The sequence below is a fragment of the Pseudomonas sp. FEN genome, from assembly GCF_904067045.1.
GTDB lineage: Bacteria > Pseudomonadota > Gammaproteobacteria > Pseudomonadales > Pseudomonadaceae > Aquipseudomonas.
In genome coordinates this window covers 118,729-142,365 of sequence record NZ_CAJFDC010000015.1, presented here as the reverse complement: position 1 = coordinate 142,365, position 23,637 = coordinate 118,729, and the positions used below count along the sequence as shown (strand labels likewise).

General features: G+C 61.8%; 20 protein-coding genes. 18 read left to right on the top strand and 2 right to left on the bottom strand.

All coding sequences use genetic code 11. The annotated features are described in order from the left end of the window. Positions 1 to 14 precede the first annotated feature (14 nt). From PFEN_RS18885 to PFEN_RS18865, 5 genes are all read left to right on the top strand, one after another. A complete protein-coding gene (locus PFEN_RS18885; protein ID WP_191488321.1) occupies positions 15 to 944 on the top strand; it encodes a diiron oxygenase in 930 nt (309 codons plus the stop codon). A gap of 12 nt (positions 945 to 956) precedes the next feature. Next, positions 957 to 4,433, top strand: a complete 3,477-nt coding sequence (locus tag PFEN_RS18880) for an amino acid adenylation domain-containing protein (RefSeq protein ID WP_191488320.1) — start codon at positions 957 to 959, stop codon at positions 4,431 to 4,433. A 19-nt stretch (positions 4,434 to 4,452) separates the two neighbouring features. Then, the gene (locus tag PFEN_RS18875; RefSeq protein ID WP_191488319.1) at positions 4,453 to 4,920 is read left to right on the top strand and encodes an SRPBCC family protein; all 468 of its coding nucleotides are present in this window, start codon (positions 4,453 to 4,455) and stop codon (positions 4,918 to 4,920) included. A gap of 180 nt (positions 4,921 to 5,100) precedes the next feature. Further along, on the top strand, positions 5,101 to 7,137 hold the full coding sequence (locus tag PFEN_RS18870) for an NADPH-dependent 2,4-dienoyl-CoA reductase (RefSeq protein ID WP_191488318.1): 2,037 nt from the start codon (positions 5,101 to 5,103) through the stop codon (positions 7,135 to 7,137). Between the two features lie 80 nt (positions 7,138 to 7,217). After that, a complete protein-coding gene (locus tag PFEN_RS18865) occupies positions 7,218 to 8,135 on the top strand; it encodes a 1-aminocyclopropane-1-carboxylate deaminase/D-cysteine desulfhydrase (protein ID WP_191488317.1) in 918 nt (305 codons plus the stop codon). Between the two features lie 30 nt (positions 8,136 to 8,165). Here PFEN_RS18865 and PFEN_RS18860 read toward each other — a convergent pair whose 3' ends face one another. Beyond that, a complete protein-coding gene (locus PFEN_RS18860; protein ID WP_191488316.1) occupies positions 8,166 to 8,717 on the bottom strand; it encodes a cytochrome b in 552 nt (183 codons plus the stop codon). Positions 8,718 to 8,906: 189 nt separating this feature from the next. Here PFEN_RS18860 and PFEN_RS18855 point away from each other — a divergent pair, with 189 nt between their 5' ends. From PFEN_RS18855 to PFEN_RS18845, 3 genes are read left to right on the top strand one after another with little or no spacing between them, the layout of a single operon-like run. Continuing rightward, positions 8,907 to 9,254 (top strand): metalloregulator ArsR/SmtB family transcription factor, encoded by a 348-nt coding sequence (locus tag PFEN_RS18855; protein WP_191488339.1) that lies wholly within the window; start codon positions 8,907 to 8,909, stop codon positions 9,252 to 9,254. 41 nt (positions 9,255 to 9,295) lie between these two features. Then, a complete protein-coding gene (locus tag PFEN_RS18850; protein WP_191488315.1) occupies positions 9,296 to 10,582 on the top strand; it encodes an arsenic transporter in 1,287 nt (428 codons plus the stop codon). 14 nt (positions 10,583 to 10,596) lie between these two features. Continuing rightward, positions 10,597 to 11,055 (top strand): arsenate reductase ArsC, encoded by a 459-nt coding sequence (locus tag PFEN_RS18845; RefSeq protein ID WP_191488314.1) that lies wholly within the window; start codon positions 10,597 to 10,599, stop codon positions 11,053 to 11,055. A 17-nt stretch (positions 11,056 to 11,072) separates the two neighbouring features. Here the strand turns inward: PFEN_RS18845 and PFEN_RS18840 are convergent, their stop codons facing one another. Next, a complete protein-coding gene (locus PFEN_RS18840) occupies positions 11,073 to 12,023 on the bottom strand; it encodes a DUF1853 family protein (protein ID WP_191488313.1) in 951 nt (316 codons plus the stop codon). A gap of 88 nt (positions 12,024 to 12,111) precedes the next feature. Here PFEN_RS18840 and PFEN_RS18835 point away from each other — a divergent pair, with 88 nt between their 5' ends. The 10 genes from PFEN_RS18835 (at position 12,112) to PFEN_RS18790 (ending at position 23,496) form a co-directional block, all read left to right on the top strand. Further along, entirely contained in the window at positions 12,112 to 13,002 is an 891-nt protein-coding gene (locus PFEN_RS18835; protein ID WP_191488312.1) for an NAD(+) kinase, read from the top strand. Then, on the top strand, positions 12,999 to 13,973 hold the full coding sequence (locus PFEN_RS18830; protein ID WP_191488338.1) for a metallophosphoesterase: 975 nt from the start codon (positions 12,999 to 13,001) through the stop codon (positions 13,971 to 13,973). Before PFEN_RS18835 ends, PFEN_RS18830 begins: the two co-directional genes overlap by 4 nt. Next, entirely contained in the window at positions 13,970 to 14,842 is an 873-nt protein-coding gene (locus PFEN_RS18825; RefSeq protein ID WP_191488311.1) for a rhomboid family intramembrane serine protease, read from the top strand. The genes PFEN_RS18830 and PFEN_RS18825 overlap by 4 nt, the downstream gene beginning before the upstream one ends. Before the next feature lie 28 nt (positions 14,843 to 14,870). After that, positions 14,871 to 15,131 carry a YeaC family protein gene (locus PFEN_RS18820; RefSeq protein ID WP_191488310.1) on the top strand — a complete coding sequence of 87 codons (261 nt, stop codon included), beginning with the start codon at positions 14,871 to 14,873 and terminating at the stop codon, positions 15,129 to 15,131. Further along, positions 15,128 to 15,958: a DUF2797 domain-containing protein gene (locus tag PFEN_RS18815; RefSeq protein ID WP_191488309.1), complete on the top strand. Its 831-nt coding sequence runs from the start codon at positions 15,128 to 15,130 to the stop codon at positions 15,956 to 15,958. Before PFEN_RS18820 ends, PFEN_RS18815 begins: the two co-directional genes overlap by 4 nt. 12 nt (positions 15,959 to 15,970) lie before the next feature. After that, positions 15,971 to 18,628, top strand: a complete 2,658-nt coding sequence (pepN, locus tag PFEN_RS18810; protein ID WP_191488308.1) for an aminopeptidase N — start codon at positions 15,971 to 15,973, stop codon at positions 18,626 to 18,628. Between the two features lie 509 nt (positions 18,629 to 19,137). After that, on the top strand, positions 19,138 to 20,190 hold the full coding sequence (locus PFEN_RS18805; RefSeq protein WP_191488307.1) for a WD40/YVTN/BNR-like repeat-containing protein: 1,053 nt from the start codon (positions 19,138 to 19,140) through the stop codon (positions 20,188 to 20,190). Positions 20,191 to 20,210: 20 nt separating this feature from the next. Further along, positions 20,211 to 22,595, top strand: a complete 2,385-nt coding sequence (locus PFEN_RS18800) for an efflux RND transporter permease subunit (RefSeq protein ID WP_191488141.1) — start codon at positions 20,211 to 20,213, stop codon at positions 22,593 to 22,595. A gap of 233 nt (positions 22,596 to 22,828) precedes the next feature. Beyond that, positions 22,829 to 23,104, top strand: coding sequence for a DUF5629 family protein (locus PFEN_RS18795; RefSeq protein ID WP_191488306.1), 276 nt, complete (start codon positions 22,829 to 22,831; stop codon positions 23,102 to 23,104). A gap of 212 nt (positions 23,105 to 23,316) precedes the next feature. Continuing rightward, positions 23,317 to 23,496, top strand: a complete 180-nt coding sequence (locus PFEN_RS18790) for a hypothetical protein (protein ID WP_103495784.1) — start codon at positions 23,317 to 23,319, stop codon at positions 23,494 to 23,496. The last annotated feature ends 141 nt before the right edge of the window (positions 23,497 to 23,637 follow it).

Here is a 23,637-nt window from a genome sequence, read left to right as displayed (position 1 = left end):
AAAGGGAATGATTCATGAGAGCCGAAGAGTATCAATCTTTTTCGGAAGTGTGGGAGGAGCGGGCGACTATCCGTACCCGCCCTAGGCGACGATTGGAAGATGATGGGCGGCTGATATTTCCAATCAGCCGTCAACCGCTGGTGATGTGCGCGACGTTTATTCGCGAATGTGCCCACTTGCAGCATTTTGTGTTGGTCCAGAGCCTGTACAAATTTATCAACGATGTGGTGATTTTCGAAACTGAAATTGTCGATAAGACGGCCAGAAGTATCGCAAAGGATAACTTTGCGATCCGCTTCCCGTTTGCCTGTCGGTATGACGCAATGACCGTAGTTGTCGATGAAGATTATCACGCGCTGGTGGCGATGGACTATATGCAGCAGACCATCGAGTTGACCGCCATCGAGCCCATTGAACTGCCGACGGAGATCGAGCTCAGTCGCTCGATTCCCAAGGCGCTGGCGTTGGCGCCCGATCATCTCAAGGCGGCCGTCGAACTGATCTGCGTCGCCGTCGCGGAAAACACCCTGACCAATGATGTCGCGGCCTTTGCCAGGGATGATTCGGTCAAAGCTTCGGTCAAGGGCTTGATGGCCGATCACTTGGCTGACGAAGGTCGTCACTCGGGTTTCTGGGCCAAGTTGACGCGTATCTACTGGAGCGCTGCGAGTGAGCAGGACCGGCGCTCACTGGCCTCGATCATGCCGGTATTCCTGGGCGAGTATCTGACGAACGAGATCCAGCAAGGGTTTGATTTCGCATTGATCAATCAACTGCCGGTTAGCTCGTCCGTCAAGGCGGCGCTGCGAGAGGAGGTTGAGGGCATGAGTTTTCCGATCACGCCCAGCCATCCGCTGGTAGGCAACATCATCCGATTCTTCAAACACAGCGGCATGCTTGATGCCCCCTGCATGCAGGAAGCGCTTGCCGATTATCTGCGCTAGAGGAGAACTTCAATGAGACATCTTGAAATCATTCTGTGCGGGCGCAGCCATGCGCTCGCCCGCTTGACGCAAGAGCTGGAGCAGATGGGTCACACGGCGCACCTGCTGACCAGTGTAGAAGCTATTGATCATTGCCAGTTACCGACGCCTGACTTGCTGGTGGATGACGCCAGCCTGGCGTGCTCCCTGCATTACCCGTCTTGTCCGCAGCTGTCTTTGCGCGTGCAGTCCGACGATTTCAGTGATCTCGCCGCACCCTTGCACCTGCACTGCCTGGGGCGTACAGACCCTCGCGACTGGATGGCCTTGAGGTGTGTCGAAGTCGTCGGCGATGCCGCCGGCAACGGTGCCGATTCAAGCCACCAGGCCATCGAGCAGATTGTGGAAATGGCCAGCCTGCACATCGGCCGCTACTCTCGCAGCATCAGCTACTTTGATGAGCAGCACACCCCGGCCAGTGCTCCCGATACGTTGTCGAGCTTGAGCCAGCTTGATCGTCTGGCGTGGCAGCATCGACATAATGCGACCTTCAGCGCGGTGGTATTGGAAGAGGCCAAGCGGCCATTCGTCCAGCGCCTGGCCGAAAGCCTGCTGGCCAATGCCGAACGCAACGCCTTGAAGGTGGATGGGCGTGGCATGTCGTATGCGCAGTTGCATGCCTATAGCGTGGCCATTCAAGAGCGCCTGCAGCCTCTGCTTCAGGTACCCACTTCCGGGCCTGCGGTGGTCGGCATCTCGTTGCCCAAAAGTACCGCGCTGTATGCCGCTATTCTGGCCGTGATCGGCTGTGGCGCGGTTTATTTGCCCTTGGATCCGACTCATCCTGCCGAGCGGCGCGCGGCGATACTGAAACACGCTGGTGCCAGCCTGCTGATCCAGGATTCAGAAGCTGGCAGCCCGCTGCCGGGGTTGGCTACCCTGGACATCAGTCACCTGGATTTCTTTCACCATGGTGCGCAGGGTTACAACCGTGTTGCACTGGCCCCCCACCAGAGCTTGCTGCGGACGGAGGTGATGGGCACGGCACCCTGTGTCGCGATCTATACATCGGGTACCACCGGGCAACCCAAAGGCGTGTTGCTGACGGTCGACAACCTGAGCCACTTCTGCGCCTGGTATGCCCGTTATGTGCAACTGGATGAACACAGCCGCGCGTTGCAGTTTTCCACCATCAACTTTGATGCATCGTTGCTGGATATCTTCCCGACCTTGATCCAAGGCGCCGAGCTGATAGTGCCAACCGAAGATCAGCGCCGCGATCCGGTCGCGCTGGCCGAGCTGATCAGGCAAGAGCAGGTCACCCATGCGTTCTTGCCTCCGGCGTTGCTGAGTATCATCCAGCTCGAGTCGCTGTTTGGCATGCAGCATTTGGTCACGGGTGGTGATGTCTGTGAGCCCCACGTGATTGAGCAATTGGTCGGGAACTGTGCGCTGCACAATATCTATGGTCCTACCGAGACCACGATCCTGGCCACTTGCCGTACCTTCCAACACGGCGACAGCAACCGCAACCTCGGTGTGCCCATCGCCAATACGGCGATTTATCTGTTGGACGAGCAGGGTCAGCCGGTACGACAAAGCGACAGCGGCGAGATCCATATCGCTGGCCCTGGCGTGGGTGCCGGTTATCTCAACGCCGAGCAGATGAGCGCGGAGCGCTATCGCCAGCATGAGCTGCCTGATGGTCAGCCCGTGCGTCTTTACCGTACAGGCGATCTGGCGCGTTGGACGGATGAAGGTATCCAGATCATTGGCCGCATCGATAATCAGGTGAAAATCCGCGGCTTTCGCGTGGAGCCTGAAGAGATCGAGCATCTTTTGCAGGCCAGTCAACTGTTCCGTCAGTTGGCGGTGGTGATTGATAGCCAACGACGCATCCTGGCATTTTTCGCCCAGCCTCACCACGGCGATGCTCAGCAGGCCAGTGAACAGTTGCAGGCCTACGCGCTCAATCATCTTCCCGATTACATGCGCCCCAGCGCCTACTGTTTACTGGACCAGTTGCCGGCTACGACGAATGGCAAAGTCGACCGTAAGGTCTTGAAAGACATGCCGGTCAGCTACAAGACCCAGGGGCCACGAAAAGAACCGCAGAACCCTACACAACAGCAACTGCTGGCGCTATGGGCCCAACTGCTGGATTTGCCGGCGCTGGATATCTCCGTGGATGACAGCTTCTTCAACTTGGGCGGCCATTCCATTCTGCTGTCGCAAATGCTCATGGGGATTCGCGAGGCCTTTGGCAAAGGGGTATCGATCAACCGGTTTATCGAACAACCGACCCTGATAAACCTGGCTAACCTGGTCGATCAGGATATTGAGGCCACTGCCACGGTCAGCCCGCAGGCTCTGCAGGATGCGAAGATTCGGCCCGAGCTGGATGTACTGCCCATCAGCCGCCTGGGGAATGTACACAAAGTGATCGTGACCGGTTCCAACGGCTTTCTCGGCGTGCACATTGTCGAGGCACTGTTGGAGCTGGGCAGCACCGAGGTGGCCTGCCTGGTCCGCGAGTCGGGGGGGATGAGTGCCCAGCAGCGCTTTGAGCATGCCCTTATCGAGAACCGTCTTGAAAACCTTGACCTGAGCCGGGTCAAGGTGCTGGCAGCTGATATCAGCAAGCCACGCCTTGGTTTGTCCGACGCCGACTATGACTGGCTCGATCGTGAGTATGGTGTGTTGATCTACAACGCGGCCAACGTGAACCACGTGCTCGACTACGAGTCGTTGGTCAAGGACAACGTCGCTCCCGTGCTGGAATGCCTGCAATTGTGCGAGGGCCGCAGCAAGAAGATTTTCAACTTCATTTCCACATTGTCGGCATCGAGCACGGTGGATGAAGAGGGGCGGGTGCTGGAGCAGCCTCCCGCATTCACGCCCCCGATCTACATTCGCAATGGCTATAACCTCTCGAAATGGGTGGCCGAGCGCATCTTGTGGAATGCGAGTGAGTCGGGTGTCTGGGTCAATCTCTATCGCCCGGGAAACATTGCGTTCAACACCCGCACCGGGGTCTGTCAGCCTCATCAGAACCGTTTGATGCTGATGCTCAAGGGCTCTTTACAGCTGAAGGAAGTGCCTGAGCTGGCTCTCAACTTCGACTTGATGCCGGTGGATTTCCTCGCGCGCTTTATCGCCTTTCACGCCAGTCGCCATAACCAGTCCAGAGCGGTGTTCAACCTGCACAATCCGCTGCCGCTGACGTGGACCCACTACCTGGAAGCCTTCCGCGCAGCCGGCCACGACTTCGAGATGGTACCGGTCACTCAATGGCAACAACGGCTGTCGTGCATCGACAGTGACAACGCGTTATTCGGCGTGGTGGGTTTCTACCTCAACGGTTTCGAGGAAGACATCGGAGACATCTCGATGATCGAGTACCGCAATGCGCTCTCGGGCATTCGGAGCATGGGTGAGGATTACCCGGCGAAGAACAGTGCGCTGCTACAAAAAGGCTGTGATTACCTCAAGCAAATCGATTTTATCTGATCCCATAAGGAGCTCCTTCATGCAACACTTTGAACCCGATACCCTGGTCCGCAACCCAGTCGGCAACCCCATCGTCGCGAGCGTTACCGTCAATGCCGATCCTCGCAGCGTGTGGAGCGTCGTGGGTGATTTTGGCGGTTTCGCGAAATTTATCCCAGCCTTGTCCCATATCGAAATGACTGGCGTGGGCGTGCGATCGGTGCGCAAGAAGCTTTTCAAGGACGGCAATGTGGTCATTGAGCAACTCAATACCCACGATGATGAGCGCATGACCATGACCTGGTCGCTTATTTACACCTCACTGAACATTGGCAACCTCTGGGCCGTGATGGAGGTAGTCCCCCACGGCGCTAATCAGAGCCAGGCGACCTGGACCATCATTGGCGAGCCTTACACCGGAGGCAAGGAGGACGTCCCGGCCTTTGAGGCATTCCTGCAGGGTTTTGCCGATGACGCCATGAAAAATGTGCAGGTATTGTTCGCCTGATCGTGGTGAGTGAGCGCAACTGCAGCGTCCCCTGAACGGGGACGCTGCACATTTGGATCAATAAGTTGTAAGTTTCGGTCATTGAGCCCCGCCCAGGGCCTCTTTAATGTGCCAGTCATACCATTGACGGGAGCCGCAGAGCTTCCCGCATTCCGTGATCTTGCCCATTGTGGAGTTTCTATGACCGCCGCCCGATACCCGCATCTGCTGGCCCCGCTCGACCTGGGTTTCACCACGTTGCGCAACCGTACCCTGATGGGCTCGATGCACACCGGTCTTGAAGAAAAAACCGGCGGTTTCGAGCGCATGGCCGCCTACTTCGCCGAGCGCGCCCGTGGCGGTGTCGGCCTGATGGTGACCGGCGGTATCGCTCCCAACGAAGAGGGTGGCGTGTATTCCGGCGCGGCTCGGCTGACCACCCAGGCCGAGGCTGATCAGCATCGTATCGTCACCCAAGCGGTGCATGCGGCCGGCGGCAAGATCTGCTTGCAGATCCTGCACGCCGGGCGTTATGCCTACAGTCCGAAACAAGTGGCGCCCAGTGCGATCCAGGCCCCGATCAACCCGTTCAAACCCAAGGAGCTGGATGAGGCCGGTATCGAGAAACAGATTGCCGACTTCGTGACCTGCTCGACCCTGGCCCGGAGTGCCGGGTATGACGGCGTCGAAATCATGGGTTCGGAAGGTTACTTCATCAACCAGTTCCTCGCGGCCCACACCAACCATCGCACCGACCGTTGGGGCGGCAGCTACGCGAACCGCATGCGTTTGCCGGTGGAGATCGTAAGCCGGGTGCGCGAGGCGGTGGGCCCGGACTTCATCATCATTTTCCGCCTGTCGATGCTCGACCTGGTGGAGGGCGGCAGCTCCTGGGAAGAAATCGTGCAATTGGCCAAGGCCATAGAGCAGGCTGGCGCGACGATCATCAATACCGGCATTGGCTGGCACGAGGCGCGTATCCCGACGATTGCCACCAAGGTGCCACGTGCCGCGTTCAGCAAGGTTACCGCCAAGTTGCGTGGCTCGGTGGGCATTCCGCTGATCACCACCAACCGGATCAACACCCCGGAAGTGGCCGAGCAGATCCTCGCCGCCGGCGATGCCGACATGGTCTCCATGGCGCGACCGTTCCTGGCCGACCCGGAGTTCGTCAACAAGGCGGCAGAGGGGCGTGCCGACGAAATCAATACCTGCATCGGCTGCAACCAGGCCTGCCTGGACCATACTTTTGGCGGCAAGTTGACCTCCTGCCTGGTCAACCCGCGGGCCTGCCACGAGACCGAGCTGAATTATCTGCCGGTCACACAGGTGAAGAAAATCGCCGTGGTCGGCGCCGGCCCCGCCGGTCTGTCGGCGGCCACCGTGGCGGCCGAGCGCGGGCACCAGGTGACGTTGTTCGATTCGGCCAGTGAAATCGGTGGCCAGTTCAATGTCGCCAAGCGCGTGCCGGGCAAGGAGGAGTTCTTCGAGACCCTGCGTTACTTCAAGCGCAAGCTGCAAACCAGCCATGTCGAGGTCTGCCTCGAGACGCGAGTGGATGTAGCGCAACTGGTGGCCGGCGGCTATGACACGATCATCCTCGCCACGGGCATCGCGCCTCGGCTGCCGGCGATTCCCGGCATCGACCACCCCAAGGTGCTGAGTTACCTGGATGTGTTGCTGGAGCGCAAGGCGGTGGGTCACAAGGTCGCGGTGATCGGTGCTGGTGGCATCGGCTTCGACGTTTCCGAGTTCCTGGTGCATGAAGGCGTGGCTACCAGCCTGGATCGCGAGGCGTTCTGGAAGGAGTGGGGCATCGATCCCCGTCTGGAGGCGCGGGGTGGGGTGGCCGGGATCAAGGCCGAGCCCCATGCGCCGGCCCGTGAAGTGTTCCTGTTGCAGCGCAAGGCCTCCAAGGTTGGCGATGGCCTGGGCAAGACCACTGGCTGGATTCATCGCACCGGGTTGAAGAACAAGCGGGTGCAGATGCTCAACAGCGTCGAATATCTGAAGATCGACGATGCGGGCCTGCACATCCGTATCGGCGCTGGCGAGCCGCAGTTGCTGGCGGTGGACAACGTGGTGATCTGCGCCGGGCAGGACCCGCTGCGTGAGTTGCAGGACGGGCTGCTCGCGGCTGGGCAGACGGTGCACCTGATCGGTGGCGCGGACGTGGCGGCGGAGCTGGATGCCAAGCGGGCGATCAACCAGGGCTCGCGGTTGGCGGCTGAGTTGTAGTTTTCTGGGGGGGGCTCTTGAAAACGCTACAGGGCTTGAGCTGATAAACTGCCGGCCCCCTCCAAACGGATCGCTCCGCGATGCTGGCCTGTATCGACTGGCACCCTCACGCCCCCCTCGAACCGCTGAACCTGGACTGGCTGGCCCGGGCCGGAGTCGAGGTGGCCGTGCTACGTCTCGACCTGATCGATCCGCTGATCAGCGGCAACAAGTGGTTCAAGCTCACCGAGCATCTGGCGGCGGCCCGGCAGCTCGGGGCCGAGGGCCTGATCAGCCTGGGTGGCGCACATTCCAATCATCTTCACGCCCTGGCGGCGGCGGGCAAGCGTTTCGGCTTCCCCTGCGTCGGCCTGTTGCGCGGCCATCCGGTGCAAACCCCTACCGTTCGTGACCTCCTGGATTTCGGGATGGAACTGCACTGGCTTGGCTATGGCGGTTATCGGGCGCGCCATGCGCCGGACTTCTGGGCGCCATGGCGCCGGCGTTACCCGCATCTGCACGGTGTGCCGGAGGGTGGTGGTGGCCTGAAGGGCGCGCGCGGTTGCGCGGTCTTGCCGGGCAGTGTGCGCGAGCAGTTGCCGGCACTCGGCTGGGATGACTATCACGGCTGGTGGCTGGCTGCCGGAACCGGCACGACCCTGGCCGGGCTGGTCTTGGCCGAGGCCGGACAGCGACCGGTGTACGGTGCCCTGGCGGTGCCGGCCGATCATGGCGTGGCGTCCCTGGTCGCGACGATCCTGGAGGAGGGTGGGGCGGTTGGTTCGGCTTTTGAACTGATCGACGCCAGCCGTGGCGGTTTTGCCAAGGTCGATCCGCAGTTGCAGGATTTTATCGCCCGCAGCGAGCAGCAAGGTGGCGTGCCGCTGGAGCCGCTGTATACCGGCAAGGCCTTGCTGGCGCTATGGGAGCGGGTGAGCGCCGGGCGGTTCGCGCCGGGCACGCGACTGGTGTTCGTGCATACCGGCGGTTTGCAGGGGCGCCGGGGTTTTGCCCCGTAACCCCATTTACTGCTCCTACAGGGGCCGGGTTCAGGCATTACGCTTGGGCAACATGCGCAACAGGGTGTTATCCCGCACGAAGTAGTGATGAAACAGCCCGGCCAGGGCATGCAGGCCGATCAGCCAGTATCCGGTGCTGGCGATCAGTTCATGCCACTCCTTGACCTGTTTGGCATACGCTGCGTCCTCGCCCATCAGCGCCGGCAGTTCAATGCCGTAGAACATCACCGAATGCCCTTGCGCGCTGACGAGCAGCCAGCCGAGGATCGGCGTAGCGATCATGAACAGGTACAGTGCCCAGTGCATCAGCTTCGAGACCAGCATCTGCCAGGCCGGCGGCGCGGGGGTGATCTTCGGCGCCACGCCGAGAGTGCGCGCGAGCAAACGCAGCCAGACGAGCACGAACACGGTCAGGCCGAACATGTAGTGCGCCTCGACGATCAAGGTGCGACCACCGCTGCCTTTGGGGAAAATTCCGCGAAACTCGATGCAGGCGTAGACCACCGCCAGCAATACGAGCATCAACCAGTGCAATGCGATCGACATGCTGCTATAGCGGCTGTCGGTGTTCTTCCAGGGCATAACGTGTTCCTCGGGTCATCAGGGCTGGAACCTCCATTCTTGAGCGACGGAGTGCCAACACTTTAATGTTTTTTTCAGCGGTTTGTCTGCCGCAAGTCAGGGTTTCTCTTCCTGTTGTTCGTGACTGGGACTTGCTTTCATATATGACTATCCATATATTTGGATTTCCATATGTTCTGGTGCGTCGTGATGTCCGGTTTTTCCTCCCCCGTGGAACTCTTCAAATGTCTGGCGGACGAAACCCGTAGCCAGATCGTGCTGCTGGTGGCGCGTGAAGGTGAACTCTGCGTGTGCGAATTGACCGTCGCCCTGGAGTTGAGCCAACCAAAAATCTCCCGCCACCTGGCGCAGTTGCGCCAGGGCGGGCTGCTGGCCGATCGGCGCCAGGGGCAGTGGGTGTTTTATCGCCTGCACCCTGGGCTGCCCGAATGGGTCTTGACGTTGTTGCAGGGTACCCTGCGGGCCAACGAACCCTGGCTGGCCGCCGATATCCAGCGGCTGCTGGCCATGAACGAGCGGCCGGCGCGTTGCTGCTGAGCCTTTGCCGTCCCTCTTGCTAACCTTGAAGGTTGTTGTGCATGTTGATTGCCGCGTTGATTTTCCTACTGACCATTACCCTGGTGATCTGGCAGCCCAAGGGCCTGGGCGTCGGCTGGAGCGCCTGCCTGGGCGCGCTGCTGGCCTTGCTCTGCGGCGTGGTCCATCTGGCTGATATCCCGCTGGTCTGGGATATCATCTGGAATGCCACCGGCACCTTTATCGCCCTGATCATCATCAGCCTGTTGCTTGACGAGGCCGGCTTCTTTGCCTGGGCGGCGTTGCATGTGGCGCGTTGGGGGCGCGGCAGCGGTCGCAAACTGTTTGCCGCTTTCGTGCTGCTGGGGGCGCTGGTCTCGGCATTGTTCGCCAACGATGGCGCGGCGCTGATCCTCACGCCGATTGTCATCGCCATGCTCCTGGCCCTGCGCTTTTCCAAGGCGGCGACCCTGGCGTTCGTCATGGCCGCCGGTTTTATCGCCGACACCGCGAGCCTGCCGCTGGTGGTCTCGAACCTGGTGAACATCGTCTCGGCCGACTATTTCAAGATCGGCTTCAATGCCTATGCCTCGGTGATGCTGCCGGTGAACCTGGTCAGCGTGGCCGCGACCCTGTTGGTGCTGCTGTGGTTCTTCCGCCGGGACATTCCCCGTGACTACGACCCGCAGCAGTTGGAACTGCCCGCCAGCGCGATCCACGACAAGGCCACCTTCATCGCCGGCTGGTGGGTGCTGGTCATCCTGCTGGTGGGCTGCTTTGCCCTGGAGCCGCTGGGGATTCCCATCAGCGCGATTTCGGCGGCCTGCGCCGCATTGTTGCTGGGGATCGCCGCCCGGGGTCACAAGATCTCGACCCGCAGGGTGCTGCGAGAGGCGCCGTGGCAGATCGTGATTTTCTCCCTGGGTATGTACCTGGTGGTCTACGGCCTGCGCAATGCCGGGCTGACCACTTACCTGGCCGGTTGGCTGGACCATTTCGCCCGCTACGGGATCTGGGGCGCGGCCATGGGCGCCGGGCTGCTGAGCGCGTTCCTGTCCTCGGTGATGAACAACCTGCCGACGGTGCTGATCGGCGCCTTGTCGATCGACGCCAGCCAGGCCAGCGGTGTAGTGAAGGACGCGATGATCTACGCCAACGTCATCGGCAGCGACCTGGGCCCGAAAATCACCCCCATCGGCAGCCTGGCCACCTTGCTCTGGCTGCACGTGCTGGAGCGCAAGGATATCCGCATCGGCTGGGGCTATTACTTCAAGGTCGGGATTGTCCTGACCCTGCCGGTGCTGCTGGTGACCCTGGCGGCCCTGGCCTTGCGTTTGTCGCTGGTTTGACGAGGAGCGTTGTGATGAAAGTCCTGTTCATGTGCACGGCCAACAGTTGCCGCAGCATTCTCTCCGAGGCGGTGTTCAACCACCTGGCGCCAGCCGGCTGGCGCGCGGTGAGCGCCGGCAGTTTTCCGTCCGGCCAGGTGCATCCGCTGAGCCTGAAAACGCTGGAACAGCTGGGGATCGCCAGCGAAGGGCTTTCCAGCAAAGGTTCCGAGGTGTTTGCCGAGGCGGTGCCGGATATCGTTATCACGGTATGCGACAAGGCGGCGGGGGAGCCGTGCCCGGTGTATTTCGGTCCGGCGCTCAAGGCGCACTGGGGGTTGGAGGATCCGTCCCATGTGGCGGGCGATGAAGCGGCGGTGATGGCGGCGTTCAGGGCCACGGTGACGCAGATCGAACGGCGCTGTCGGGCATTGCTGGCGTTGTCGCCGGCGGAGATCGATGCCGCGCATTTGCAGCGGATCGGTCAATTGTAGATCTGTCCCACACAGGGTTAACCGGTACCCGGCACATTCGGCCAGAGATCGGCCACCAGGAACAAGCGCTCGGCCTCTTCCCAGTCGCCTTGCTCATTCCGGGTCAAACGCACCAGCAACTGTGCCGGCGCATGCGGGTCCAGTTCTTCCAGCCATTGGTCCAGGCGTTCCCGCGGCCAGGCATCCGCTTCGGTGTAGTGCGCCGGCGCCAGCCAGGCATGGCGGGGCAGGGGTTGCCAGCGTCCCGCCGGGCTGCGCTTGATAAAGTCCGGCCAGTCGCGCTGATGCAGCCAACGTCCATGCAGGTGTCGTGGGTGAGCGCCACGCGGCGGACACGCGGTTCCGGGCCACGGATACAGCAGGTAACCACCCAGCCACAACTGCGCGCTGAACTGATGGATATCCAGCGCCGCCAGGGCCTCGCGGCTCTCCGGTCGGGCGGAAATCGGCAATTGGTGCTGGCTCAGGTGCGCCAGTTTGCGGTCGAGCCGGTCATGGCAACCCGGGCCCAGCCATTGCGCCGGATCTTCGCCACCGCCTTGCTGCGGACCGAGGTACAGCTTGATCGCCAGTTCCAGGTGATGCACGCCATCGCGATCGCGCAACAGCAGGTCCAGTTCGCCGAGGGTGTGGCCCGCGCGGCGGATCGGCAGGTTGGCGCCGATCAACTCGATCCCGGGCGCCTGTTGCACGGCGAACTGCCACAACCGCTCGTAATACAGCCCCAGGCGCCGGCTCGCCCCGCGGACCAGCCAGTCCTGCAGCGCGACGGGATCGCGGTCCAGTTCGTGCAACCAGTGCTCCAGCCGCTCCGGCGCCCGCACCCAGTCGCTGCCGGCCAAGGGGTGGCGTTGCGGCCATGGCGTCTCTTCCAGCATCGGTGGCGCGAGGATGACCCAGGCCAGGTCGCGCACTTCGGGATGGCGCAACTGTCGGGGCAGGTTGAGCAAGTCGGGGAAGAGGATCATCCTGCGAGCATAGCTGAAAGGGTTTTGTCTCGGGCCGGCTTTCGCCCATAATCTCCCCTTTGCCCGTCCCAGACCCCGCAGGAGCCCCATGGAGCAATTTCGCAATATCGGCATCATTGGCCGCCTGGGCAGTTCGCAGGTGCTGGATACCGTTCGCCGCCTGAAGAAATTTCTGCTGGCGCGGCACTTGCACGTCATCCTCGAAGACACCATCGCCGAGGTCCTGCCGGGGCACGGCCTGCAAACCTCGTCGCGCAAGATGCTCGGCGAAGTCTGCGACATGGTGATTGTCGTCGGTGGCGACGGCAGTCTGCTCGGCGCCGCCCGCGCGCTGGCCCGGCACAATATCCCGGTGCTGGGGATCAACCGCGGCAACCTGGGTTTTCTCACCGATATCCGTCCGGATGACCTGGAAGTCGAAGTAGCCAAGGTCCTTGACGGCCACTACCTGGTGGAGAACCGCTTTCTGCTGCAAGCCGAAGTGCGCCGCCATGCCGAAGCCATCGGCCAGGGCGACGCGCTCAACGACGTGGTCCTGCACCCCGGCAAGTCGACGCGGATGATCGAGTTCGAGCTGTATATCGACGGTCAGTTCGTCTGCAGCCAGAAGGCCGACGGCCTGATCGTCGCCACGCCCACCGGCTCCACCGCCTATGCGCTGTCCGCCGGTGGTCCGATCATGCATCCCAAGCTCGATGCCATTGTGATCGTGCCCATGTACCCCCATACCTTGTCCAGCCGCCCCATTGTGGTGGATGGCAACAGTGAGTTGAAAATCGTGGTGTCCAAGGACATGCAGATCTACCCGCAGGTTTCCTGTGACGGACAGAACCATTTCACCTGTGCCCCCGGCGATACGGTGACCATCAGCAAGAAACCGCAGAAGCTGCGGCTGATTCACCCGCTCGATCACAACTATTACGAAGTCTGCCGCACCAAGCTCGGCTGGGGCAGTCGGCTCGGTAGTGGAGGCGACTGATGCTCGATCCCGCGCGTGGCTACGATCTGATCGGCGATGTGCACGGTTGCGCCCAGACCCTCGAACATCTGCTGGACATGCTCGGCTACCAGAAGCTGGCGGGCGTCTGGCGGCATCCGTCGCGCATGGCGGTGTTCCTCGGCGATATCATCGACCGCGGCCCGCGCATCCGCGAGGCGCTGCATATCGTCCATGACATGGTCGAGGCCGGGCAGGCGCTGTGCATCATGGGCAACCACGAGTTCAACGCCCTGGGCTGGAGCACCCCGGCAGCCGCGGGCAGCGGCAAGCAGTTCGTGCGCGAACACACGCCGCGCCATGCCCGCTTGCTCCAGGAGACCCTGAGCCAGTTCGAGCAGCACCCGGCCGACTGGCATGACTTCCTCGCCTGGTTCTACGAACTGCCGTTGTTCGTCGATGCCGGACGTTTCCGCGTGGTGCATGCCTGCTGGGATGGCGGCTTGATCGCGCCGCTGCGGGCGCAGTACCCCGACGGGCGGATCGACGAAGCGTTCCTGAAAGCTTCGGCGTTGTCCGGCAGCTTTGCCGCCACGGTGTTCGACCGCCTGCTGCGCGGCACCGACATGCGCCTGCCGGATGGCCTGACGCTGACCGGTGGCGACGGCCTGACCCGGGCGTTCTTCCGCACCAAATTCTGGGAAGACGACCCGCAGACCTACGGCGATATCGTCTTCCAGCCGGACGCCTTGCCTGAGCAGGTGGCGACCAAGCCGCTGTCGCCGATCGAAAAAAATGCCTTGCTGCGCTATGGCCTCGAAGAGCCGATGCTGTTCGTCGGTCACTACTGGCGCAGCGGCAAGCCGGCGCCGATCCGTCCCAACCTGGCCTGCCTGGATTACAGCGCCGTGCTCTACGGCAAGCTGGCGGCCTACCGGCTGGACCAGGAAACCACGCTCGACCCACAGAAGTTCGTCTGGGTCGATGTTGAACGTCCCGAGGCTTTGCGATGAGTGCCACTGCTGTCTTACGCCTGCCGCTGAGCACTGACTTGAGTGGTTTCGTCAAACTGCTGGAGCGCATGCAGGTGCCGCACCGGGTCAATGAAGAGGCCGGCGAGCAGGTGCTGTGGGTGCCCGAGTCGATCAGTGCCGACGTGCTGTCCTTGTACCAGCGTTTCCCCGGCGGCGATCCGGACAACCACCTGGAAGTCGAGGCCCCGCCGGTCGCCATGAGCCGACCGAACTTTCTCACTCAGGTGCGCCAGACTCCGGCCACCGCCACGATCCTGTTGCTGAGCCTGATCGTCGCCGCCGTGACCTTGCTGGGTGACAATCTCCAGGTCATGCACTGGTTCACCTTCCTCGACTTCCGGGTGAGCGGCAACTACGTCCAGTTCACACCCCTGGCCGATGGCTTGGCGGCGGGGCAGTGGTGGCGGCTGGTGACGCCGATGCTGATCCACTTCGGCATCCTGCATATCGCCATGAATGGCATGTGGTACTGGGAGCTGGGGCGGCGCATCGAGCGGCGCCAGGGCAGTATCAACCTGCTGGGGCTGACGCTGCTGTTCAGCCTGGTCTCCAACTACACGCAGTATTACGTCAGTGGTCCGACCCTGTTCGGCGGCCTGTCCGGGGTGCTCTACGGTTTGCTCGGACATTGCTGGATCTACCAGTGGCTGGCGCCGAACCCGGCCTATCGCCTGCCGCGTGGCGTGCTGGTGATGATGCTGGTCTGGCTGCTGTTGTGCCTGTCGGGCCTGGTGTCGATGATCGGCTTCGGCGAAATCGCCAACGGAGCCCATGTCGGCGGACTGCTCATCGGATGTTTCACCGGTTTGTTGGGCGGCCTCTGGGCTCGTCGTAAACTGGCCGTCTAGTCGCCTTTTTTTCAAGCGTGGAGCGCGCATGTCCTCTTTTATCGAAATGATCGAAAACATCACCCCCGACATCTACCAGAGCCTGAAACTGGCGGTGGAAATCGGCAAATGGCCCGACGGGCGCAAGCTCAGCGCCGAACAGCGCGAGCTGTCGTTGCAGGCGATGATCGCCTGGGAAACCCAGAACCTGCCGGAAGACCAGCGTACCGGCTACATGGGCACGCAGGAGTGCGGCTCGAAGTCGGAACCGGTGCCCAATATCCTGTTCAAGTCGGACGCCATCCATTGATCGAGCTTGGCCGCGGTGCAATCAGCAAGATGTCGGCGCGCCTTGAGGGCGCGGCCGTGCAGTACGCCTTTCGCCTGGGTGACAGCGAGGTGCCGGTCAACCCGTTGATCGGCCAGAAGCTGCGCCTGGAATTTCTCGGGGCGATTCATTGCACCCATTGTGGACGCAAGACCAAGACCAGCTTCAGCCAGGGCTATTGCTACCCGTGCATGACCAAGCTGGCCCAGTGCGACACCTGCATCATGAGCCCCGAGCGCTGCCATTACGACGCCGGTACCTGCCGCGAGCCGGCCTGGGGCGAGAAATTCTGCATGACCGAGCACGTGGTCTACCTGGCCAACTCGTCGGGGATCAAGGTCGGTATCACCCGCGCCACCCAGTTGCCGACCCGTTGGCTCGACCAGGGCGCCAGCCAGGCGTTGCCTATCGTGCGGGTTGCCACCCGCCAGCAGTCCGGCTTTGTCGAGGACCTGTTTCGCAGCCAGGTGGCCGACAAGACCAACTGGCGCGCCTTGCTCAAGGGCGATGCGCCAGCGGTGGACCTCAAGGCGGTGCGCGAGCAGTTGTTCGAATCCTGTGCCGAGGGCTTCACCGCCTTGCAGACGCGGTTCGGCCTGCAAGCCATCCAGCCGTTGCGCGATGTCGAGCCGTTGGAAATCCGTTACCCGATCGAGCATTACCCGACCAAGGTGGTCAGCTTCAACCTGGACAAGGATCCGATTGCCGAAGGCACGCTGATGGGGATCAAGGGCCAGTACCTGATCTTTGACACCGGCGTGATCAATATCCGTAAATACACGGCCTACCAACTCGCCGTGCATCAGTAAAAGGACGCCCTCATGCGCACCGAACAGCCGAAGATGATCTATCTGAAGGACTATCAGGCACCGGACTACCTGATCGACGAGACGCACCTGACCTTCGAGTTGTTCGAGGACCATACCCTGGTCCATGCGCAACTGGTGATGCGCCGCAACCCGGCTCGCGGCCCGGGCCTGCCACCGTTGGTGCTCGACGGCCAGTTGCTGGAGCTGCTCTCGGTGCAACTCGACGACCGGGTACTGGCGAATTCCGATTACCAGATCGACGACAGCCACCTGACCCTGCACCCGGGCAGCGAGCGCTTCAGTGTCGACACCAGCGTGAAGATCCACCCGGAAACCAATACCGCCCTGGAAGGCCTGTACAAGTCCGGCGCGATGTTCTGCACCCAGTGCGAGGCCGAAGGCTTTCGCAAGATCACCTATTACCTCGACCGCCCGGACGTGATGAGCAAGTTCACCACCACGGTCATCGCCGAGCAGCATCGCTACCCGGTGCTGCTGTCCAACGGCAACCCGGTGGGCAACGGTCCCCAGGACGACGGTCGGCACTGGGCGACCTGGGAAGACCCGTTCATGAAGCCGGCCTACCTGTTCGCCCTGGTGGCCGGTGACCTGTGGTGTGTCGAAGACAGCTTCGCCACCATGAGCGGGCGTAACGTGGCGCTGCGCATCTATGTCGAGCCGGAAAACATCGACAAGTGCCAGCACGCCATGAACAGCCTGAAGAAGTCCATGCGCTGGGACGAGGAAGTCTACGGTCGCGAGTACGACCTGGACATCTTCATGATCGTCGCGGTCAACGACTTCAACATGGGCGCCATGGAGAACAAGGGCCTCAATATCTTCAACTCCAGTGCCGTGCTGGCCCGTGCCGAAACCGCCACCGACGCCGCGCACCAGCGGGTCGAGGCCATCGTCGCCCACGAATATTTCCACAACTGGTCGGGCAATCGCGTGACCTGTCGCGACTGGTTCCAGCTGTCGCTCAAGGAAGGCTTCACGGTGTTCCGCGATGCCGGCTTCTCCGCCGACATGAACTCGCCTACGGTCAAGCGTATCCAGGATGTCGCCTACCTGCGCACCCACCAGTTCGCCGAGGACGCCGGCCCCATGGCTCATGCCGTGCGCCCGGACAGCTTTATCGAGATCTCCAACTTCTACACCCTGACTGTCTATGAGAAGGGCTCGGAAGTGGTCGGCATGATCCACACCCTGCTTGGCGCCGAAGGCTTCCGCAAGGGCAGCGACCTGTACTTCCAGCGCCATGACGGCCAGGCCGTGACCTGCGACGATTTCGTCAAGGCCATGGAAGATGCCAACGGCGTCGACTTCAGCCAGTTCAAGCGCTGGTACAGCCAGGCCGGTACGCCACGCCTGGCGGTCAGCGAGGACTATGACGCCGCCGCGAAAACCTACAGCCTGACCTTCCGCCAGAGCTGCCCGCAGACGCCGGACAAGCAGGAAAAACTGCCATTCGTGATTCCGCTGGAAATCGGCCTGCTGGATGCCCAGGGCGCTGAAATCGCCTTGCAACTGGCGGGCGAAGCGAGCGCTGGCAGCACCAGTCGCGTGCTCTCGGTGATCGAGGCCGAACAGACCTTCACCTTCGTGGGGCTCGACGCCAAGCCGTTGCCATCGCTGCTGCGAAGGTTCTCGGCGCCGGTGAAGCTGAGCTTCCCGTACAGTCGCGACCAGTTGATGTTCCTGATGCAGCACGACAGCGACGGTTTCAACCGTTGGGATGCCGGCCAGCAATTGTCGGTGCAGGTGTTGCAGGAACTGATCGCCCAGCATCGGAAGGGCGTGGCGCTGGTGCTCGACCCGCGCCTGGTCACGGCCTTGCGCAGCGTGCTGGCCAACGAGCAACTGGACCAGGCAATGGTCGCCGAAATGCTCTCGCTGCCGGGTGAGGCCTACCTTACCGAAATCAGCGAAGTGGCCGATGTCGAAGCGATCCATACGGCTCGCGAGTTCGTCCGTCGGCAGTTGGCCGAGCAGCTGTTCGACGGCTTGTGGCAGCGTTACCAGGCCAACCGCGCGTTGTCGAAAGCCACGCCTTATGTGGCCGAGAACGAGCATTTCGCCCGGCGTGCCTTGCAGAACATCGCGCTGTCCTACCTGATGCTCAGCGGCAAGCCGCAAGTGTTGGCGGCGACCTTGGAACAGTTCGAGAACAGCGACAACATGACCGAGCGCCTGACCGCCCTGGCGGTGTTGGTGAACTCGCCGTTCGAGGCCGAGAAGGCCCTGGCGCTGGCCAGTTTCGCCGAGCACTTCAAGGACAATCCGCTGGTCATGGACCAGTGGTTCAGTGTCCAGGCCGGCAGCGTGTTGCCCGGTGGTTTGCAGCGGGTCAAGGCCTTGATGGAACACCCGGCGTTCACCATCAGGAACCCGAACAAGGTGCGGGCGTTGATCGGGGCCTTTGCCGGGCAAAACCTGATCAACTTCCACGCGGCGGATGGTTCCGGTTACCGCTTCCTGGCGGACATCGTGATCCAGCTCAATGCCCTGAATCCGCAGATTGCTTCCCGGCAGTTGGCGCCGCTGACCCGCTGGCGCAAATACGACGGCGCCCGCCAAGCGCTGATGAAGGCTGAGCTGGAGCGGATTCGCGGTTCGGGTGAGTTGTCGGCCGATGTGTATGAGGTCGTCAGCAAAAGCCTGGCCTGACTTGGCGGGATCGCGGGCCTCCTTGTGGCGAGGGGGCTTTCCTGTGGCGAAGGAGCTTGCCTGTGGCGAGGGGGCTTTCCTGTGGCGAAGGAGCTTGCCTGTGGCGAGGGGGCTTGCCTGTGGCGAGAGGGCTTGCCTGTGGCGAGGGGGCTTGCCCCCGCTGGAGCGCGAAGCGCTCCCAAAACCAGCGGCCACGATGGGTCAGTTAAACCGAGTGCTCTGGTTTTGCGACTGCTTCGCAGCCGAACGCGGGCAAGCCCGCTCGCCACATGGCCTTTGTTCATCACCTCACCTGATGCCCCATCATTCAGGCCTGCCCTTAACGCCCCGGGTTAACAAAAGATAACGTGGCGTCGATTGTCAGACGATTCCAAAGCCCTATAGGATAGCTCCAGCTTTAGAAGGGGCTCTAGATTGCTGGTTTCAGACGACCAGGCAGTCATGAAACGCCCTCGAAGGCACCCTGAAAGGTTGGACGACCTGACAATAATAAATGGGGAGAAAGGTCTATGAATGAGCCTGTGAGGCCTACGGGTTCTTGCTGTCCGCCGACATGGCGCGGCACGGCATTGCTGGTGACGGCGCTTGCGCTGTCGGGACTCGCCGCACTGCCGGCCAGCGCCTACGCGGCGGCACCCGGCACTGCCGACACGGTCTACTCCATCGAATCGTCCAAGGCCAGCAAGAGCCTGCTGCTCGACGTGGCCCATGCCGGCAACCGCCTGGTGGCCGTCGGCGATCGCGGACACATCCTCTTTTCCGACGACCAGGGCGGCCACTGGACCCAGGCCCGGGTTCCGACCCGGCAGATGCTCACGGCGGTCTATTTCGTCGATGAGCGCCACGGCTGGGCCGTCGGCCACGATGCGCAGATCCTCGCCAGCGAGGACGGCGGCGCCACCTGGACCCGCCAGTTCGAAGACCTCAAGCGCGAAGCACCGTTGCTCGACGTCTGGTTCAAGGACGCCAGCACAGGCTTTGCCGTGGGCGCCTACGGGGCCCTGCTGGCAACCAGCGACGGCGGCCAGCACTGGGAAAACGTCAGCGAGCGCCTCGACAACCCCGACCAGTTCCACCTCAACGCTATCGCCGCGGTCAAGGATGCCGGGCTGTTCGTGGTCGGCGAGCAGGGCAGCATGTTCCGCTCCGTCGATTGGGGCCAGACCTGGGAGCGCGTCGAAGGCCCGTACCAGGGTTCGCTGTTCGGCGTGATCGGCACCGCCCAACCCTCGACGCTGCTGGCCTACGGCTTGCGCGGCAATCTCTACCGCTCGACTGACTTCGGCAGCAGCTGGGCACCGGTCGAACTCAAGGCCACCCGTGGTGCCCTGGAGTTCGGTCTGTCCGGCGCGACCTTGCTGGGCGACGGTTCGCTGGTGATCGTCGGCAACGGCGGCAGCGTGATCCGCAGTAGCGACGATGGCGTGACCTTCAGTGTGTTCAACCGTCCCGACCGGATTTCCCTGTCGGCGGTGACGGCGGCCGGCAACGGCAAGCTGATCCTCGTCGGCCAGGGCGGCGCCCACACCACCACGCCGACCGGCGCTGAGCTGGGCCAATAACAAGAAAGGCGGGAATCTTCATGAGCAGTCATCAAAGTCATCATCAGGACAAGGCGACGTTTCTCGAGCGCCTGATTTTCAACAACCGTCCGGCAGTGATCGTTATCTGCCTGCTGGTCAGCGCCTTCCTGTTCTGGCAGGCCACGCTGATCCGCCCGTCCACCAGCTTCGAGAAAATGATTCCGCTCAAGCATCCGTTCATTGAAAAGATGATGGAGCACCGCAACGACCTCGCCAACCTGGGCAACACCGTGCGGATTTCCGTAGAGGCCAAGGACGGCGATATCTTCACCCCGTCATACATGGAGACCCTAAGGCAGATCAACGACGAGGTGTTCTACATTCCCGGCGTCGACCGCTCCGGCCTCAAGTCGCTGTGGAGCCCCAGCGTGCGCTGGACCGAAGTGACGGAGGAGGGCTTTGCTGGCGGCGAAGTGATCCCGCAGAGCTACAACGGCTCGGCCGACAGCCTCGACAAGTTGCGCAACAACGTGCTCAAGTCCGGCCAGGTCGGACGCCTGGTGGCCAACGACTTCAAGTCGAGCATCGTCGATATCCCGCTGCTGGAGTCCTACCCGGACCCGCAGGACCAGGGCAAGTTGTTGGCGCTGGACTACCAGAAGTTCTCCCACCAGCTCGAAGAGAAGATCCGCGACAAGTTCGAAGCGCAGAACCCGAATGTGAAGGTGCACATTGTCGGTTTCGCCAAGAAGGTCGGTGACCTGATCGATGGCCTGGTCATGGTGGTGCTGTTCTTCGGTATCGCCTTCATCATCACCCTGGTGCTGTTGTACTGGTTCACCTGGTGCATCCGCAGCACCATCGCCGTGCTGGTCACCACCCTGGTGGCGGTGGTCTGGCAACTGGGGCTGATGCACGCGTTCGGCTTTGGCCTGGACCCGTACTCGATGCTGGTGCCGTTCCTGATCTTCGCCATCGGTATCTCCCATGGCGTGCAGAAGATCAACGGCATCGCCTTGCAGTCCAGCGACGCCGACAACGCCCTGACGGCGGCCCGACGGACCTTCCGGCAATTGTTCCTGCCGGGGATGATTGCGATCCTCGCTGACGCCGTGGGCTTTATCACCCTGCTGATCATCGACATCGGCGTGATTCGCGAACTGGCCATCGGTGCGTCCATCGGCGTGGCGGTGATCGTATTCACCAACCTGATCCTGCTGCCAGTGGCGATCTCCTATGTCGGCATCAGCAAGAAGGCCGTCGAGCGCAGCAAGAAGGATGCGACCCGCGAGCACTCGTTCTGGCGCCTGTTGGCAAACTTCGCCAGTCCCAAGGTCGCGCCGGTGTCCATCGTCCTGGCCCTGTTGGCCCTGGGGGGCGGCCTCTGGTACGGACACAACCTGAAGATCGGCGATCTCGACCAGGGCGCGCCGGAGCTGCGTCCCGATTCGCGCTACAACAAGGACAACCGCTTTATCATCAACAACTACTCCACCAGTTCCGACGTGTTGGTGGTGATGGTCAAGACCCCACCCGAGGGCTGTTCGCACTATGAGGCCATGGCGCCCATCGACGAGCTGATGTGGAAGATGCAGAACACCGAGGGCGTGCAGTCGGCGATCTCGCTGGTGACCGTGTCCAAGCAGATGATCAAGGGCATGAACGAGGGCAACTTGAAGTGGGAAACCCTGTCGCGCAACCCCGATGTGCTGAACAACTCCATCGCCCGGGCCGATGGCCTGTACAACACCGATTGCTCCCTGGCACCGGTACTGGTGTTCCTCAACGACCACAAGGCCGCGACCCTGGATCGCGCGGTGCATGCGGTGCAGGACTTCGCCAAGGAGAACAACAAGAACGGCCTGGAATTCCTCCTTGCCGCCGGTAACGCCGGGATCGAGGCCGCCACCAACGAAGTGATCAAGGCATCGGAGCTGACGATCCTGGTCCTGGTGTATATCTGCGTGGCGACCATGTGCATGATCACCTTCCGTTCCTGGGCGGCGACCTTGTGTATCGTCCTGCCGCTGGTGCTGACCTCGGTGCTGGGGAACGCGTTGATGGCGTTCATGGGTATCGGCGTGAAGGTCGCGACCTTGCCGGTGGTGGCGCTGGGCGTGGGGATCGGCGTGGACTACGGCATCTACATCTACAGTCGCCTGGAAAGCTTCCTGCGTGCCGGGCTGCCGTTGCAGGAAGCCTATTACCAGACGCTGAAATCCACCGGCAAGGCGGTGTTGTTCACCGGCCTGTGCCTGGCGATCGGGGTCTGCACCTGGATCTTCTCGGCGATCAAGTTCCAGGCCGACATGGGTCTGATGCTGACCTTCATGTTGCTGTGGAACATGTTCGGTGCGCTGTGGCTGTTGCCGGCGCTGGCGCGGTTCCTGATCAAGCCTGAGAAGCTGGCGGGCAAGGTCGGCGGGTCGTTGTTTTCCCATTGAGTGATCGAACGCAGATCCATTGTGGCGAGCGGGCTTGCCCGCGCTGGGGCGCGAAGCGCCCCCAAAACCGGCTACAGCAAGCTATCAGGCAGAACGCGGTAGCCGATTTACGGCTGCTTCGCAGCCGAACGCGGCGGTGCGGCGTTCCGACAAGCCCGCTCGCCACAGGTTATGGCGCCGCTGCGGGGCAATATCGCCTATCATGAGCACTTCCCCAAACACGATAGAACATCATGACCGCTGCAACCGACACCCTGCTCAGTGCCCTGGAAACCTGCAACATGCTCGAAGTCGACGGCCTGCACGCCTTCGATTTCACCCTCGACGACAGCCGCCTGCTGATCGAATGCATGGATGGCCGGGCCGAGAAGCGCTGGAGTTTCACCCGTGCCCAGCTCGAGGCGGCCACTTTCGACGCGGCGCTGCAAAGCTGGATCCTGAGCGACGATTACAGTGAGCATCGCCTGGTCTGCATGAGTGCCTTCACCGGTCGCGACGAAGAAGAATAAGCTGTTTGCCACATTGCTTCACTTCGTTGGCCAAGGTGCGCGAGCTGCGACAATAGACCACGTCTCCTGATGAATCAGGCACTTGCGTTTCTATTAATGACGCTGATATCCGCTACTGCTGCAATGAATTTCAACGATGCCAGCCCTCGGATGTACTTTTGACTCACGGCCTGAAAGGGCAAGCAAGCCAACTGACATCGAGGGTTACCCGCATGAACTTCAATCTTTTCTCCATCATCGCCGCTTCCGCTGTTTCCGCCACCGTAGCCCTGCCTGCCAGCGCCAACGTGGAAATCAACAGCCCGAAAAGCCACACCCAGAGCTACACCCAGAAATACCTGCAACAGAGCGCCAACTTCTACGCCGCGCTGGATCACAAAGCCCAGCACTGAGCATTAGGCCGGGACGCATACCTTGTGGGAGTTGGACCGCTGCGAAGAGGCCTTTGAGGCCACCAAAAGCTTCGCCGGCAGGCACCGCTCTCACACCACTCCCACAAGGTATGCGTCCTGGCTCAGGTTAAGTTGCACGTT

What these genes read in the sequence shown, in the direction of transcription:
- PFEN_RS18825 (WP_191488311.1), top strand. Translation starts at nt 13,970, where the DNA reads ATGAGTGCCACTGCTGTCTTACGCCTGCCGCTGAGCACTGACTTGAGT.
- PFEN_RS18800 (WP_191488141.1), top strand. Translation starts at nt 20,211, where the DNA reads ATGAGCAGTCATCAAAGTCATCATCAGGACAAGGCGACGTTTCTCGAG.
- PFEN_RS18820 (WP_191488310.1), top strand. Translation starts at nt 14,871, where the DNA reads ATGTCCTCTTTTATCGAAATGATCGAAAACATCACCCCCGACATCTAC.
- PFEN_RS18795 (WP_191488306.1), top strand. Translation starts at nt 22,829, where the DNA reads ATGACCGCTGCAACCGACACCCTGCTCAGTGCCCTGGAAACCTGCAAC.
- PFEN_RS18790 (WP_103495784.1), top strand. Translation starts at nt 23,317, where the DNA reads ATGAACTTCAATCTTTTCTCCATCATCGCCGCTTCCGCTGTTTCCGCC.
- PFEN_RS18845 (WP_191488314.1), top strand. Translation starts at nt 10,597, where the DNA reads ATGAAAGTCCTGTTCATGTGCACGGCCAACAGTTGCCGCAGCATTCTC.
- PFEN_RS18875 (WP_191488319.1), top strand. Translation starts at nt 4,453, where the DNA reads ATGCAACACTTTGAACCCGATACCCTGGTCCGCAACCCAGTCGGCAAC.
- PFEN_RS18805 (WP_191488307.1), top strand. Translation starts at nt 19,138, where the DNA reads ATGAATGAGCCTGTGAGGCCTACGGGTTCTTGCTGTCCGCCGACATGG.
- PFEN_RS18865 (WP_191488317.1), top strand. Translation starts at nt 7,218, where the DNA reads ATGCTGGCCTGTATCGACTGGCACCCTCACGCCCCCCTCGAACCGCTG.
- PFEN_RS18855 (WP_191488339.1), top strand. Translation starts at nt 8,907, where the DNA reads ATGTCCGGTTTTTCCTCCCCCGTGGAACTCTTCAAATGTCTGGCGGAC.
- PFEN_RS18880 (WP_191488320.1), top strand. Translation starts at nt 957, where the DNA reads ATGAGACATCTTGAAATCATTCTGTGCGGGCGCAGCCATGCGCTCGCC.
- PFEN_RS18850 (WP_191488315.1), top strand. Translation starts at nt 9,296, where the DNA reads ATGTTGATTGCCGCGTTGATTTTCCTACTGACCATTACCCTGGTGATC.
- PFEN_RS18835 (WP_191488312.1), top strand. Translation starts at nt 12,112, where the DNA reads ATGGAGCAATTTCGCAATATCGGCATCATTGGCCGCCTGGGCAGTTCG.
- PFEN_RS18840 (WP_191488313.1), bottom strand. Translation starts at nt 12,023, where the DNA reads ATGATCCTCTTCCCCGACTTGCTCAACCTGCCCCGACAGTTGCGCCAT.
- PFEN_RS18860 (WP_191488316.1), bottom strand. Translation starts at nt 8,717, where the DNA reads ATGCCCTGGAAGAACACCGACAGCCGCTATAGCAGCATGTCGATCGCA.
- pepN (WP_191488308.1), top strand. Translation starts at nt 15,971, where the DNA reads ATGCGCACCGAACAGCCGAAGATGATCTATCTGAAGGACTATCAGGCA.
- PFEN_RS18870 (WP_191488318.1), top strand. Translation starts at nt 5,101, where the DNA reads ATGACCGCCGCCCGATACCCGCATCTGCTGGCCCCGCTCGACCTGGGT.
- PFEN_RS18885 (WP_191488321.1), top strand. Translation starts at nt 15, where the DNA reads ATGAGAGCCGAAGAGTATCAATCTTTTTCGGAAGTGTGGGAGGAGCGG.